Below are 15433 nucleotides of genomic sequence, written 5' to 3' on the forward strand. Positions count from 1 at the left end.
GTTGTTTCTTTTTGAGCGCATAGTGATTACAATAGAAATATTGTTCTACAGGCAGATTCAAAGGAGTGCAGTTTTACATTTCCGGCCAAGCCTGAAGTCAGATGAAATTTCCAAATGTTTATTTAATAATTGGTATGACCCTATTTCCGGAAAGGGGGAACAATAAGGCAACAGAATAGGGACAACTATCATTACAGCCGGAGAAGTCCTATCATGGGAGCCTGCGTTAAGAGCGAAGGTGACCATTGCCAATAGATTGTTATCCGTTATCTTTCATTCCACAATAAAGAAGGTCAAATAATGAAAAAATTGAAAAAGCGATATATCGCCTTAATTGTACTTGTGATTCTCGTGACGGGAGGATTCCTGTTCCGTAAACCCTTGATGGTGGTTGCGTTTGATCTGTTCCTCTCCGACCAAGTGGAGAAGAAGCTGGGGGAGAAGTCGTATCAGCCTTTGGTGAATGACGACAAGCCCAAGCCGGAGCCCATCGTGTATAAAAATGATCCGTTTTCCCTCATGCTGCTGGGAACAGACCAGCGCGGCAATGAGACCGCAAGGTCCGATAGCATGATCTACGCTGTGGTTCGCCCGGAGGATTATAAGGTCCTGCTGGTGTCGATTCCGCGTGACACGTATACGGAGATCATCGGACATAGCGGTAATAAGAAAGACAAGATCAACCATGCCTTTGCTTTTGGTGGCCAACAAATGGCCAAGGATACGCTGGAGGCCCTGCTAGGACATGATATTCAATATTATGCCACTATTAATTTTAAGGGGCTGAAGGATGCTGTTGATGCCATCGGCGGGGTACCACTGCCCATCAAGAAAGATATTGTCAACAAGGGCAAGGATCATGAGAAATTTACGATCAAAGGTGGCAAATCGAATTACAACGGTGAAGAGGCGCTCAACTATACCCGCTACCGTGAAGATAGTGATTTTAACCGGACCAAACGTCAGCAAGTGTTCATCGATGTGGTTGCGAATAAGATGCTGTCGATCAGCCAGATCGGCAACATTCCGGAGTTACTCGATATTATGGGTGACAACTTCAAGACGGATATCCAGCCTTCCTTGATTCTTGATTTGGCTAAGAAGTTCATGAGTGGCAAGGAAATGGATATCTCCAGCTTCACCGTCATGGGTGAAAGCAAGCGAATAGATGGTATTTCCTATGATATTGTAGACCAAAAGGATTTGAGTGAAGCTAAGCTGATGATCGATAACTGGATCAATGCGGGAACGCCGGCAGATCAACTGATTCAGCCGGGCAAGGCTGGAAACGCGCTGGAGCCGAAGTCTACACCGGCAACAGAATAAATCCTAATAAATTCATACCATAAGGTGAAAAAAGCAGCAGCCATTCATAATGTTAGTGGCTGCTGTTTGCTGTCTTCATGGTATAATAAGCTGGAACTATTCATGTGTTTCCGCGTATAATTACGGTGGCCCTATGACAAGGGGAAGGTTATGCACGTTATTCCTTCGGAAATCTTTGAGGAGGATCAAGACATGAACATTGCATTTTTTCTGCTCCCGAAGCAGGAGGTGGCTTGTGTTACGCTGGACTCGACACTGCGGCAGACGCTGGAGAGGATGGAGCATCACCGTTACACAGCCATCCCGATACTGAACAGGAACGGAGAATACGCTGGAACGGTCACAGAGGGTGATCTGCTCTGGTATTTAAAGGATTCGGAAGGCAAGGTTACTTTCGAGAACGCCTCCAAATATCAGCTTAAAGATGTACCGCTCAGAATGAACAACAAGCCTGTGTCCATTGAAGCGGATATGGAGGATCTGATTAACTTGGCCAAGATCCAGAATTTTGTGCCAGTCGTCGATGATATGAACCGGTTCATTGGCATTGTCCGTCGCAGCCAGATCATAGAATACTGTGAGAAGTTCGTCTCGCGGCAGTCGCAGGAATCGTTATAACTAGCTTATCTTAGTCATCCGAGAGAGCGAAACCAAGGCCTGTATTTCCGGCACCAGCGGAATGCGGGCCTTTTTTGAAAGCGCCACTGCCGCTGGTGGGTTTGTGTGACCGTAATTTTTTTATGCTATAATGGAGAATAAAGCTTTTAGCCGGAGGTAGAGAGACATGCCCAATGTGCCGAAGGATCTGGATGTAGCTAAACGCGCCAAGGTGATTGAATGGCTGAAGACCGAAGTAATTGATCAAGTCTCGCGGTTATTTAAAGCCTTATGGGAGGGTAGTACGACCCGTGTAGGTGACAGCTTGGCAAGCTTGCTTATGAGTTCTTATATTCTGGGGCGCAGACTCGGCATTTCTTATCGTGAAATGGATGATCTGCTGCTGGAGAAGCTGAGAAAACACCGCCAGGAAGGCCATCAGCTAGAAGAATGGTACCAGGATATATCCGCATTAGAAGACCATATGCGTAAGAGGTGAATACTTTTGAAATTTCGTTGGACATCGGTAGCTTGGAGTATCGCTTATTTGCTCTTGCTGCTATCTCTATCGACCCCGCTGCTAATTATCACCACATTATTTATGATTGTTCCGGCTGTAGTGTTGTTCACGAGCCTTAGTACCAAGCAGTTTATTCTGCATGTAGTGCCGGTGCTGCTGATTATTGCTTTAATTACCCCGGTATACTTATTGATTGCGCTTTATTTCTTGATCCCGGCCCTGGTTATGGGCAGATGGTACAGAAGGCGTGCTTCGGCAATGTCCACCTTGCTGGCAGGAACGATTACCATTCTTGGTGAGTTCATGCTTATGCTGCTGCTGGGAACAGCGCTGTTCCATTTTGACTTGACTGGCTATGTGAACGATGTGCTGGAAATGGTGACTTCACCGATGTCGCAGCTCGGCACAACCAATCCGCTATTGAACGATCTGAGCTTCACATCTGAGGATGTACGGATGATCAGTCATATGACGATCCAGATGATTCCGATGACGCTTATTGTCAGCTCCTTCATGATTGCTGTGATTACTCACTCCATCGTCCGTCCTATCCTGAACAGCATGGACCTTGCGGTTCCGAGGCTCAAGCCTGCACGGGAATGGAGACTGCCAAGATCCTTTATCTGGTACTATTTGATTGGAATTGTAATTCAACTGATTTTCTCAGGTTCAAAAAGCAACTATATGCTCATGATCGCGGCCAATCTGCTGCCACTCTTGCGAATCGGCTTTATGATTCAGGCCATCGGCTTCTTCTTCTTTTTGGCGCATGAACGGAAATGGAATAAAGTGATGCCGATTTTGCTGGCGGTTCCTGTTATTCTGCTTCCGCCGCTGCGGATCATCGGGATCATTGATCTGGTGTTCCCGCTGCGCGAGCTTGTGACGAAATCGAAACGATAGGGTGAGAGGTCATGCCTAAATTTCTGCAACGACGCTGGCACGGCTATCATACCGTCTGGGCGTTCATGCTGCTGCTGGTACTTATCATAGTCGTGAGCATCTATAATTGGGCCCTGGGTATCGTCAGCCTGTTTCTGGCGGGGACCTTGTGCTTCACGATGCTGAAGGCGGAGATCTCCTTCCGCCGGAATCTGGTGGAGTATATCAATGGGCTGTCGTTTCGCATCAAGCGAATTGAAGGTGAAGCAGTCAGCATGCTGCCGCTCGGGATTATCCTCTACAGCGAGGACCGTACGGTAGAATGGCATAACCGAAATGCGGGCGACATTTTTGCCCGCAAGTCGCTGGTCGGCGAGGCAATTCAGGAACTCCTTCCTGATCTAATGCCTTCCCTTGCCGGAAGCGCACAGGGAAAGCGTGAAGCTGCCAAAGACGGGGCGGTAAAAGACCACCGTGTAGAGATTACTGTGGATGAGCGGTATTACCAGGTGGTGGTTATCCCCAGTGAACGTCTGCTCTACCTGTATGAGATTACAGAGCTTGTTGTTCTACGTGAGCGTTATGAGGGTGAGAAACTTGCCCTTGGTATAGTCATGATGGACAATCTGGATGAGTCGGCGCAGGGGATGGATGACCAGCAGCGGACCTCGCTGATTGCCAAGGTGACTAGCGAGATTACCGAGTGGAGCAAGGAGTATGAGGTGTACCTGCGGAGGCTTTCGTCAGAGCGGTATCTTATGCTGCTCAACCACCGCAGCTTGCAGGCACTGGAGGAGAGCAGGTTCGTTATTCTCGACGAAGTGCGGGAGATGACCGCTGATCTGAAGGTGCCGATGACGCTGAGCATCGGGCTGGCCTTCGGGGCTGACTCTGCCAGCGAGCTTGGGGCGCTAGCCCAGTCCAGCCTGGATATGGCGCTGGGGCGGGGCGGCGATCAGGCGGCCGTCAAGTCCGGACAGCGGCTATCCTTCTACGGCGGCAAGAGCAACGCCGCAGAGAAGCGGACTAGGGTGCGTGCGCGGGTCATCGCCCACGCACTGCGCGATCTGATGCAGGAGAGCGACCGGGTGCTGATTATGGGGCACCGGACGCCAGACATCGATGCCGTCGGGGCATCGATTGGACTGCTCAAGGCCGCGCAGATGTACAACGTGGAGGCTAACATTGTGCTGGAAGGGCCCAACCCGTCCATCACACGTATGCTGGAACAGATTCGTAAGGACGAGGAGCTGCACAAGTCTTTCATCTCCACTGAGCAGGCTTTGCAGATCATGACTGAGCATACGCTGCTGATTGTGGTGGATACCCATAAGGCATCGATGACGATGGAGCCGCGGCTTGTGCAGCATGCCAGCCGGATTGTGGTTGTCGATCATCACAGGCGGGGCGAGGAATTCATCAACGAAGCTGTGCTCGTGTACCTGGAGCCGTATGCCTCGTCCACCTGCGAGCTTGTCACGGAGCTATTGCAATACATCCATGACAAGGTTCAGTTAAGCCCGCTGGAAGCGACGATGCTGCTGGCGGGAATCACGGTGGACACGAAGCATTTCGCGCTCCACACAGGATCACGCACCTTCGAAGCCGCAGGATTTCTGCGCCGGATCGGCGCGGATACGATCCTCATTCAGCGGATGCTGAAAGAGGATCTCGAAGAATATATCTCCAAGGCGGAGATTATCAAGCACGCACGCATGGTCTATGACCATATCGCCCTGGTAGTCACTCAGCCGGGGATGAAGATTCCACAGCTTCTGATTGCACAGACGGCAGATACGCTGCTGGGCATGACGAATGTGGTGGCATCCTTTGTCATCAGTGAGCGTCCTGACGGCCTGATCGGCATTAGCGCCCGCTCACTTGGGCGCATGAATGTGCAGGTCGTAATGGAGAAGCTGGGCGGGGGCGGACATTTATCCAATGCTGCAGTTCAGCTTGAGGCAACTTGCAAGGAAGCAGAGGCCAGACTGCTTAAGGTGCTGGCAGAAATTGAAGCGAAAGAGGGTCTGTTCGAATGAAGGTCATTTTCTTAAAAGATGTTAAGGGACAAGGTAAAAAAGGTCAGGTCAAAGAGGTATCTGAAGGCTATGCTACTAACTTCCTGCTGCCACGTGGTCTGGTTCGTCCAGCTACAGATGGTAATGTAAAGGTGCTGGAGAATCAGGCTGCTGCGGAACAGCGCCGCAAGGATAATGAGAAGGAAGAAGCACAGAACCTTGGCAAGAAGCTGGACGAGCTGACGCTAACGATGAAAGCTAAAGCTGGCGAAGGCGGCCGTTTGTTCGGTGCCATCACCAGCAAGCAGATTGCTGAAGCATTGGCTTCAGCAAACGGCATCACCATTGATAAACGCAAAATTGAGCTGGGTGAGCCTATCCGTCACCTGGGTGTAACCCAGGTAAGTGTGAAGCTGCATACGGAAGTAAAAGCTACGCTTAAGGTTCAGGTAACGGAGGAATAAGATGGGCGGAGATCTCTTTTTCGATCGGATTCCCCCGCAGAATCTGGAGGCAGAGCAGGCTGTCATCGGTGCTGTTCTACTCCAGGACGAGGCGTTAATTACCGCAATGGAGCGGGTGAACACCGAAGACTTCTACGATAAACCGCATCAGATGATCTTTGAAGCGATGGTGCAGCTCGGAGAAGAGAGCCAGCCGATTGACCTAGTTACGCTGACCGCCAAGCTGCAGGATAAGGGCGAGCTTGAGGATATCGGAGGTGTCAGCTACTTGGCTAAGCTGGCACATGCGGTGCCGACTGCGGCCAACGTGGATTATTACGCGCAGATTATCGAAGAGAAGGCAATGCTGCGGCGGTTGATTCGTACAGCGACGCAAATTGTGAGCGAAGGATATACCGGCGGCGAAAATGTCGGCGATATGCTGAGTGACGCCGAGCGGAGGATTCTGGAAATTTCCAACCGCCGCAGCGGCAGTGGGTTTGTCGCCATCCGCGATGTCCTGATGGAAGTCTTCGATCGGGTGGAGGTGCTCCATCAGAACAGGGGCAACACCTCCGGCATCCCGTCCGGGTTCGCGGATCTTGATAAGATGACGAACGGCTTCCAGCGAAATGATCTTATCATCGTGGCGGCACGTCCCTCCGTAGGAAAGACGGCCTTTGCGCTCAATATCGCTCAGAATGTAGCGGTTCGTGCCAAAGAAACCGTTGCTATCTTCAGTCTGGAGATGGGGGCAGCCCAACTCGTTACGCGGATGATTTGTGCCGAGGCTAACCTAGATGCTAACATTATGCGTACCGGTGACTTCAAGAGTGATGATGATTGGTCTAAACTTACAATGGGAATTCAGTCCTTATCAGAAGCCGAGATTTATATTGATGATACGGCGGGGATTACCGTCACCGATATTCGTGCCAAATGCCGTCGGTTGAAAAAGGAAAAAGGTCTTGGCATGATCCTGATCGACTATCTACAGCTGATTCAAGGGCGCGGTAAGGCGGGCGAGAACCGTCAGCAGGAAGTTTCGGAAATCTCCCGGACCCTGAAGATGATTGCCCGTGAGCTGGATGTGCCGGTTATCGCACTATCACAGCTCAGTCGTGGTGTGGAGCAGCGCCAGGATAAACGGCCGATGATGAGTGACTTGCGGGAATCCGGTTCTATCGAGCAGGATGCTGATATCGTTGCCTTCCTGTATCGCGACGATTATTACAACCAGGAGACCGAGAAGAAGAACATCATCGAAATTATCATCGCCAAGCAGCGTAACGGACCGGTGGGGACGGTGGAGTTGGTATTCCTTAAGAATTTCAACAAGTTCGTCAACTACGAGAGGGCCCATGCAGAACCATTTGCAGGCTAAACCTAATTCTGACAATATCCGAACGATTGTACATTTCGATGTATAATCGTTCGTTTTTATTTGACTTTAAAAATGACGGCTGGTACACTGGTTATTGTGCTTTAACGGGAAAAACCGCTGAAGCGCCCGCAAGGGTTGCGTACATAAGATTAGTGTACAGGGCCCATATTATGAAAAATAATGGTGCTGTGCGAGCACCTACGGAGGAATGAACATGTCAACGGTAGTCGTCGTGGGAACACAATGGGGAGACGAAGGCAAAGGTAAAATCACTGACTTTCTAGCAGAGAGCGCAGATGTAGTTGCTCGGTATCAGGGGGGCAACAATGCCGGTCACACGATTCTGATTGACGGTAAGAAATACAAGCTGAGCTTGATTCCATCAGGCGTATTCTATAAAGAGAAATCTTGTGTCATCGGTAACGGGATGGTTATTAATCCGGTTGCGTTGATCGACGAAATTAATTATATTCACGAGAACGGTTTTGACACAGAGAATCTGGTCATCAGCGACCGTGCTCATGTTATCATGCCGTATCATATTCTGCTTGACGCATTAGAAGAAGACCGCAAAGGTCCGAACAAGATCGGAACAACCCGTAAAGGGATTGGCCCATGTTACATGGACAAAGCTGCTCGTAACGGAATCCGGATTGCGGATCTGATGGATGCAGAAGAGTTCGAACTGCGTCTGCGTCATTTGATGGAAGAGAAGAATCAGGTGATCACTCAAGTGTACGGTGCAGAGCCGCTGGACGTTGAGGAGATTCTGACTCAGTATCTCGAGTATGCTGAAGTGCTGCGTAAGTATGTGGCTGATACATCGGTTGTCCTGAATAATGCGATTGATGCTGAATCTAAGGTATTGTTCGAGGGTGCACAAGGGGTAATGCTTGATATCGACCAAGGCACATACCCGTTCGTGACCTCTTCCAATCCTTCAGCCGGTGGTGTCTGCATCGGTTCTGGTGTAGGTCCATCTAAAATCAAACAGGTTATCGGAGTTGCCAAGTCCTACACTACCCGTGTGGGTGACGGCCCGTTCCCTACTGAGCTGAATGATGAGATTGGCGATTATATCCGTGAAACCGGACATGAGTACGGTACGGTTACCGGACGCGCCCGCCGTGTGGGCTGGTTCGATAGCGTAGTGGTACGCCATGCTCGTCGTGTGAGCGGGATTACAGGCTTGTCGCTTAATTCGCTTGACGTTCTGAGCGGACTGAAGACTGTAAAAATCTGCACCGGCTACAAATACCGTGGCGAGGTTATTACCCATTACCCGGCTAGTCTCAAAATGCTTGCTGAGTGTGAAGCGGTCTATGAGGAACTGCCAGGCTGGAGTGAGGATATCACTGCTGCTAAGACTCTGGAAGACCTTCCAGCCAACACACGGAAATATGTAGAGCGTGTGGCGGAACTGACAGGCATTCCAATTGCGATCTTCTCTGTAGGACGCAACCGTGAGCAGACAAATCAAGTATTGCCAATCTATATCTAATTTTGAAGGGGCCTCGTGAGGGGCCTCTTTTTTGTTGCCTTTTTCCAATTTCATGGATATTTCAAGGTTTCCCGAGGTCTGTTCCCGTCAATACTGGAAGGATGGATGTAGAAGCGGCATGATCCTTAAGGGTCAGCGTTGAACAGACACAAGGGAGTGGTAAACATGAAACTGGTAAAGCGTGCGCTTGCTGTATGTATGATTGTAGTGCTGGCGAGCACCCTTTCGATTCTGACGACAGGGGTTGTGGTGAATGCCTATATTCAATCGGTGCTGGCGAGCTTTGACATTAAGCTGGAGAAGCCTGCACTGGGGATAGCCGGGATGATGCGGAGTCTGATGGGAACGAAGGAGAAGCCTGCTGTGGCAGAGGCTGTGAATGGGGACAAAGGGAAGACGGTACAGGATAAGGGCAAGCGCAGCAGCGCGGATACGCCAAAAGCTTCAAGTTCTCCTTTGCCAGCCGGTAGCGACAAGCCGGCTGAGGAGAAGGTGCCGGAGGATGCTCTCCCTGTCATGGGACAGGCTGCTAGTGGGTCTACAGACGCTCAAAACCAAGGGGGCAGCGCTCTGGATCAGCAATTGGTGATGACCCCGGAGGCTATGCGTGACTTGAAGGACAATCTGCCTTCTGCAGAGAAGGTTAACATTTTCAATATCCTGATGAACAAGCTGCCACAGGAGGAAATGCAGAAGATTTCGGCTGCGATGGAGGACGGGCTGACGGAGGCGGAGGTCAAGGAACTGCAGGCGGTTATCGCCAAATATGTGGACCCTAAGGAATATGACGAGTTAATGAAAATGCTTACACCTACAGTGCCGGAGGGCTCGCTGCACTAAAAACTGTCATTATTTGGACACGTAATTACCTTGAATTAACCATATTATTGGGAAAAACCCGCGTTTCCAGCGGGTTTTTCCATGCCGGTAAAGTTGAAAAGCCTCGGCTGGCTATGTTAAAGTAGACAAGGATCAAATAAGGTTAATATTTTGTAACCTTTTTTCACAGCCATAACACCAGAGAAAATCGGATGAATCTAAGCAGCAATAGAAGCAGCAATATATAGAGCAGAGGATGTACATGGGGTCGCAATTCTAAGCTCGGCCGCTGACCTGCGGCATGGAAAAGCAAGCAAGCTGAAAGGGAGAGTTTCATGAAAGGATTCAAGATTATACGCCGGATGGGGAAGCTGCAGAACAACGCGGAGACGCCTGCGGAATCCGGAGTGAGGGATGTTCATGAAGAAGGGAAGCCTCGAAGACGGTGGCGCTATTGGGTATTAGCCTCAGCCGGGCTGGCGCTTCTCACCGTATTTGGCATCAATGCAGAGAAGAAGTATGTGGCTGCCAACACGGAGAGCTTTTACCGGGTAATGCTGCATGACAAGGAAATTGGCACCATCCGCGAGGCGGAAGAGTTGTCCGTCCTCTTCGAGAAGAAGAGACAGGAATATCAGACCAAGTACCCGGGAGCGCTGATGGTTGTACAGACGGAAGGGATTACGACGAAGCCTGACCGGGCGTACAAACCAACAATTGAAAGCGAAGCTACCCTGAAGAAGCTGGATGGCATGCTCAAGGCGTACGCGGTAGGTGTACAGCTGATGGTGAACGGCAAGGCCGTCGGCATCGTCAAGGATCAGGAAACTGCTAATGCTGTGTTGCAGGGAGTGAAGCAGCATTATGTGCCAGAAACAGGAGGATCACAAGGTGCCCAGCTGAAGCGGACAGCGGCGAACGGGACGGCAGCGGCCACTGCTTCCAAGTCCTCGCCGGAGCTAATGGGGTCGGCTAAGATTCGTGAGCAGGTGACGATTGAACCGACTAAGGCGGACCCGAACAAGGTACTGAACATGGAAGAAGCGGTCAAAGCGCTGACGGAAGGCAAAGATGCTCCGCTGACCTATGAGGTTCAGGAAGGCGACACCATCTCGGCTATTGCCAAGCGGTTTGGGATCACGCAAGCTGATATTTTCCGCAACAATCCGGAGGTTAAGGAATTGACACTGCAGATTGGGGATGAGCTGCAGCTGACAGTTCCCCAGCCTGAGCTTACCGTTGTGACAGTAGAGAAAGTGTCCGAGCAGATTGTTACGGAACCGGAAGTGGTCGTGCGTACAAGCGATCTGCTGGAAGCCGGCAAGAGCAAGGTAGTTCGTCCGGGACAGACCGGACTTAAAGAAATGGAGTACCGGTTGACCAAGGAGAACGGAACCGTGGTGCGAGAGGAATGGCTGGGCCAGACAGTGCTGAAGGCCTCACTCCCGGAGGTTGTATACCGGGGGACCAAAGTTGCCATGCAAGCATCCGGTACCAAAGCGGCCACGCAAGCATCCGCCATCAAAGCGGCCATGCAAGCATCCGGCATGTTTGCATGGCCGGTCAGCGGTGCAACGATCTCCAGCAGCTTTGGCGAACGCTGGGGTCGTGCCCATAAGGGCGTAGATCTGGTGTCAGGCAACCGGAGCATCAAGGCCTCAGATGCGGGGACAGTATCCTTTGCGGGCGTGCAGAGTGGCTATGGCAATGTAGTGATTATCAATCACAATAATGGCTATGAGACCTACTACGGCCACCTCAGCAGTATTGCAGTATCCCAAGGACAGCGTCTGGAGCAGGGTGCGAAGATCGGCGTCATGGGTAGTACAGGACGTTCCACCGGCACACATCTGCATTTTGAGATCCGCAAGAACGGATCGGCATTGAATCCTATGAAGTATTTGAAATAATTCATATCTTCTAACAGGCCGTCCGAAACTTCCTTCGGGCGGCTTCTATTTTCCCTAAGCAGACTGCTTAATTGGTAGGATGTGAGGCCACGGCAGGTATGTTAGAATAAAGGAAAGTAAGCAAGTACAGATAGAAAGGTGAAGCCGCATATGCAGATGGGAACGATTCTGGTGGTGGACGACGAGCAGCCTATTGCTGATATTTTGAAATTTAATCTTGAAAAAGAAGGCTATGAGGTCATTTGCGCCTTTGATGGTAATAGCGCAGTAGAGTTGGCTTTGTCCAAACGGCCCGATCTCATGCTGTTGGATCTCATGCTTCCCGGCAAGGACGGGATGGATGTATGCCGGGAGGTACGCTCGGCCCATCTGGATATTCCAATCATTATGCTCACAGCCAAGGACGGGGAGATCGACAAGGTGCTTGGGCTGGAGCTGGGAGCCGACGATTACGTAACCAAGCCGTTCAGCACGCGTGAGCTGCTGGCCCGGGTCAAGGCACAGATGCGGCGGCAGCACAAGCCCAGTACGGCGGAGGCGCTAAGTAACGAGCCTCCCGTTGCCAAGCAGGGCATTCACCATTTCGATTTGTTTATAGATACGGATATGTATATGGTTTATAAAGAGGGAGAAGCGCTCGATCTAACACATCGGGAGTACGAACTGCTCTATTACATGATCCGCCATGCCGGCAAGGTCATGACCCGGGAGCATTTGCTGCAGGCCGTTTGGGGTTTTGAATACTTCGGAGATGTGCGGACCGTGGATGTTACGATCCGGCGTCTGCGGGAGAAGATTGAGGAGAATCCCAGCAAGCCGGAGTATATCTTCACCCGGCGCGGTCTTGGTTATTTGATGCATAGCCCTAAAAACGGTGGGTTAGGATGAAGGGACTGTCCTTTTTCCGGACGATTCAGGCCAAGTTCATTATCATTTATGTCCTGCTGATTCTGATTGCAATGCAACTGATCGGCGTCTATTTTGTCAGTTCGATGAAAAATTCACTGACAGATAACTTTACGAAGGACCTTAAGGCAAGAGCTGAGATGTTGTCCATCCTGACTGCCGACAAGTTCGGTAGTGAGGCCGGTACCATAGATGAGGAGACAGCGGTAGAGAGTCTGCGCGGCATGGTGAACAATCTCTATATTAACGGTGCCGAAATACAGGTGCTGGATGCCAGCGGCAAGATTATCACGACATCTGTCCCTTCACAGAATGATTATGTGGGTCAGCGAAATACGCAGACCGTAGTTAGCCGTGCGCTTCAAGGCATCAGCGACAATGAGGAATATATTATTGGCGATGACAATGTGCGGAAGAAGGTCGTCGCGAAGCCGGTGCTCTCTGGTGGGAAAGTCGTTGGCGCTATCTACATCGCCGCCGATATGAAGGATCTTTATGCCACAATGAGCCGGATTAACAGCGTATTCATCTCCGGGCTGCTGCTGGCACTGACTCTTACGGCGGTGCTGGGCGTTATCATCGCCCATACGTTCACTCAGCCGATCAAGGAGATGACTCGTCATGCTACAGCAGTCGCTGAGGGACGCTTCAACCGGAAGATGCCTGTCTTTGGCAATGACGAGATCGGCCAGCTGAGCCAGGCCTTCAACTATATGACGGGCCGATTGCATGAGGCGCTGTCACAGAACGAGGAAGAGAAGGAGAAGCTGGCCTCTATTCTGACGAACATGAGTGATGGCGTGGTAGCAACCGACGAGAGCGGCGTGGTCATCCTGATGAACCGCCGTGCCGCGCTCATGCTGGGCGCCGAAGGGCCGCTCCCGGAGGGCGCGCCCTTGAATGAACTACTCGGCTTAGACTCAGAGCAGGCCGGGGCCTTGCCGCGCGACAATGCACACTCGGCCATGCTTCATCTGTCGCCGATGGGCGGTGGTGACCCTAATATTGTGCGGGTCACCTTCACGCCGATCCATCGCCGGGAAGGCGGAATCGCGGGAACGATCGCCGTGCTCCAAGATGTCACGGAGCAGGAGAACCTGGAGGAATCCCGCCGTGAGTTCGTGGCGAATGTATCGCATGAGCTGCGTACGCCGCTCACGACGATCAAGAGCTACGCCGAAGCGCTGGATGACGGCGCGCTGGATGATCCGCAGCTGGCCGCTCGCTTTGTCGGAGTCATTCGCAACGAGACAGAGCGGATGATCCGGCTGGTAACGGATCTGCTGCATCTGTCGCGGCTCGACTCCAAGGAGGCTCGCCTGCGTATACAGCAGACGGATGTGGCCGAAATGTTGGAGGATGTGGCCGACCGCTTCTCCTTCCAGATCCGGCAGAAGCGGATCAATATCAGTACGAGAGTGCGCAGGGAGGCTGCTTCTGCCTGGCTGGACCGTGATCAGATTGATCAGGTGCTAGGCAATTTGGTGTCCAATGCACTCAAGTACACGCCTGAGGGTGGCAGTATTGAGCTGGAGGCCCTACAGAATGAGGACGGCATGCTATCAATTTCTGTGCGAGATTCCGGAATCGGGATTCCGAAAAAGGATATTGAGCGCATTTTTGAACGCTTTTACCGGGTAGATAAAGCCCGCTCACGCAATATGGGAGGAACCGGACTTGGACTCTCCATTGCCCGGGAAATTGTGAAGGCGCATGGAGGCTCAATTTCCTTACAATCTGAAGTGAACCAAGGCTCGAAGGTGACCTTCACGCTGCCTCTGAACGAGCAAAGGGGGAGTGAAGCGTGAAGGAGAGGGTAAAGTCATGGATTCTTGCGCTGCTCGTCCTCAGCAGTCTTGTGGAGAGCTATTATCTGATCTATCGTCTGCCGGGCAGCGACTCGGCGGTGATGTCGGAGAATTTGTATGTAAAGACAGACAATATGGGACCAGAGGAAAAGGTAGAGAACTTGCTCTATCCCGACAAGATGATTATTCATATGGGCGAGGACAAGCACACGCTGTTCTATCCCAGCTCAACATTCTACAATTTGATTATCAACCGCTTGAAGGGGCGTACCTTCGAGAGCTTCCAGCGGCGGTCGGTGGATGACTTTGACTGGAATAAGATCCGCAAAGAGAACCCGGGGATCGAGCTTTCCTTCGGTGCGGGAATTCCCGTAACGCTGCTGCAACGGGTGATGCAGCTTTCGCCCGACTCCCTGTTCGCGGGGGAGAGCATTGACCGAATCTGGATTTACAATGTTAAGAACGATTCCAAGGCGCATGCAATCTTCTTTAGTACGAGAGGAGACATCGTCTATGAAGCGGCCAAAGCCGACCTGACGGTGCAGGATGTTCAGCAGCATGTGGACTTCGGCAAGAACTGGACGCCGTATACAACAGCGAACGGGGATTATTATGTGCCGTCAGACAAGCTGTCGCTAGTGCAGGTCGAGATTCCTTCAGGTTTGTATACCATTGAGCAAATGCAGAGTAATCTCTTCTTCGATACTAGCAGCACGCGATATATTCGTGAGAAGGATGGATCGGAGATCTATACGGACAGCAAGCGCAGTCTCCAGGTGGATCAGGAACAGAACTGGATGAGCTACAGTGATCCGGCCGCTCTGCCGGCCGGGGAGAGCACGCCTGCGAAGGATGCGCTGGAAGCCGTAGATTTCGTGAATCAGCATGGTGGATGGAATGGAACTTACCGGCTGGCTGCAGCGGAAGACGAATTGCAGGATCAACTACCTATCGGGGACGGCGGCAAGGAGCGACGGGTATCTTTTCAACAATATTATGGTTCTTACCCTTACGGCTCCTACCCGATCCTGAACCGTCCGCAGCTGAAATTCGGCGTGATTCATCTGGAGCTGCAGAAGGGCACAGTCTCTTCTTATGAGCGTTCCCTATTGTATCTGAACGAGAATCAGGCGGTTAAAAAGGTGGCCGAACTGTCGGGTGGCGACACGCTGCTCAGCCAACTGGCCCAAATCAGCAAGACCTCGCCGGTCCAGGATTTGACGCCGGCCTACGTCCCTTCTCTGAAGGGAGAGAAGCTGCAGCTAGTGCCGGTATGGAAGGTTACGCTGCGTGACGGCAGTGTGCTTACACTGAATTAA

At 51.5% G+C, this 15433-nt stretch carries 13 protein-coding genes; all 13 read left to right on the forward strand.

From position 1 onward, the window contains the following. Positions 1-300 precede the first annotated feature (300 nt). The 13 genes from ACFVRY_RS22215 (at position 301) to ACFVRY_RS22275 (ending at position 15433) form a co-directional block, all read left to right on the forward strand. Positions 301-1326: an LCP family protein gene (locus tag ACFVRY_RS22215; protein ID WP_387502493.1), complete on the forward strand. Its 1026-nt coding sequence runs from the start codon at positions 301-303 to the stop codon at positions 1324-1326. A 192-nt stretch (positions 1327-1518) separates the two neighbouring features. After that, positions 1519-1944: a CBS domain-containing protein gene (locus ACFVRY_RS22220; RefSeq protein WP_379198690.1), complete on the forward strand. Its 426-nt coding sequence runs from the start codon at positions 1519-1521 to the stop codon at positions 1942-1944. Positions 1945-2110: 166 nt separating this feature from the next. Further along, on the forward strand, positions 2111-2422 hold the full coding sequence (locus ACFVRY_RS22225; protein ID WP_066377846.1) for a MazG-like family protein: 312 nt from the start codon (positions 2111-2113) through the stop codon (positions 2420-2422). A gap of 6 nt (positions 2423-2428) precedes the next feature. Continuing rightward, positions 2429-3346, forward strand: a complete 918-nt coding sequence (locus ACFVRY_RS22230) for a DUF2232 domain-containing protein (RefSeq protein ID WP_387502494.1) — start codon at positions 2429-2431, stop codon at positions 3344-3346. Between the two features lie 11 nt (positions 3347-3357). Next, positions 3358-5364 carry a DHH family phosphoesterase gene (locus ACFVRY_RS22235; protein ID WP_387502495.1) on the forward strand — a complete coding sequence of 669 codons (2007 nt, stop codon included), beginning with the start codon at positions 3358-3360 and terminating at the stop codon, positions 5362-5364. Continuing rightward, a complete protein-coding gene (gene rplI, locus ACFVRY_RS22240) occupies positions 5361-5807 on the forward strand; it encodes a 50S ribosomal protein L9 (protein WP_066377857.1) in 447 nt (148 codons plus the stop codon). Before ACFVRY_RS22235 ends, rplI begins: the two co-directional genes overlap by 4 nt. A gap of 1 nt (position 5808) precedes the next feature. After that, positions 5809-7170, forward strand: a complete 1362-nt coding sequence (gene dnaB / locus ACFVRY_RS22245) for a replicative DNA helicase (protein WP_387502496.1) — start codon at positions 5809-5811, stop codon at positions 7168-7170. Positions 7171-7384: 214 nt separating this feature from the next. Further along, positions 7385-8671 (forward strand): adenylosuccinate synthase, encoded by a 1287-nt coding sequence (locus ACFVRY_RS22250; RefSeq protein ID WP_387502497.1) that lies wholly within the window; start codon positions 7385-7387, stop codon positions 8669-8671. Between the two features lie 165 nt (positions 8672-8836). Beyond that, a complete protein-coding gene (locus tag ACFVRY_RS22255) occupies positions 8837-9511 on the forward strand; it encodes a hypothetical protein (RefSeq protein ID WP_387502498.1) in 675 nt (224 codons plus the stop codon). A 314-nt stretch (positions 9512-9825) separates the two neighbouring features. After that, positions 9826-11400, forward strand: a complete 1575-nt coding sequence (locus tag ACFVRY_RS22260) for a peptidoglycan DD-metalloendopeptidase family protein (RefSeq protein WP_387502499.1) — start codon at positions 9826-9828, stop codon at positions 11398-11400. 150 nt (positions 11401-11550) lie between these two features. Next, positions 11551-12288: a response regulator YycF gene (yycF, locus tag ACFVRY_RS22265; protein ID WP_387502500.1), complete on the forward strand. Its 738-nt coding sequence runs from the start codon at positions 11551-11553 to the stop codon at positions 12286-12288. Further along, positions 12285-14114, forward strand: a complete 1830-nt coding sequence (walK, locus tag ACFVRY_RS22270; RefSeq protein WP_387502501.1) for a cell wall metabolism sensor histidine kinase WalK — start codon at positions 12285-12287, stop codon at positions 14112-14114. Before yycF ends, walK begins: the two co-directional genes overlap by 4 nt. Next, positions 14111-15433 (forward strand): YycH family regulatory protein, encoded by a 1323-nt coding sequence (locus tag ACFVRY_RS22275; protein ID WP_387502502.1) that lies wholly within the window; start codon positions 14111-14113, stop codon positions 15431-15433. Before walK ends, ACFVRY_RS22275 begins: the two co-directional genes overlap by 4 nt.

The organism is Paenibacillus sp. NPDC057934, from assembly GCF_042887565.1.
In the GTDB taxonomy this organism is placed as follows: domain Bacteria; phylum Bacillota; class Bacilli; order Paenibacillales; family Paenibacillaceae; genus Paenibacillus_AQ.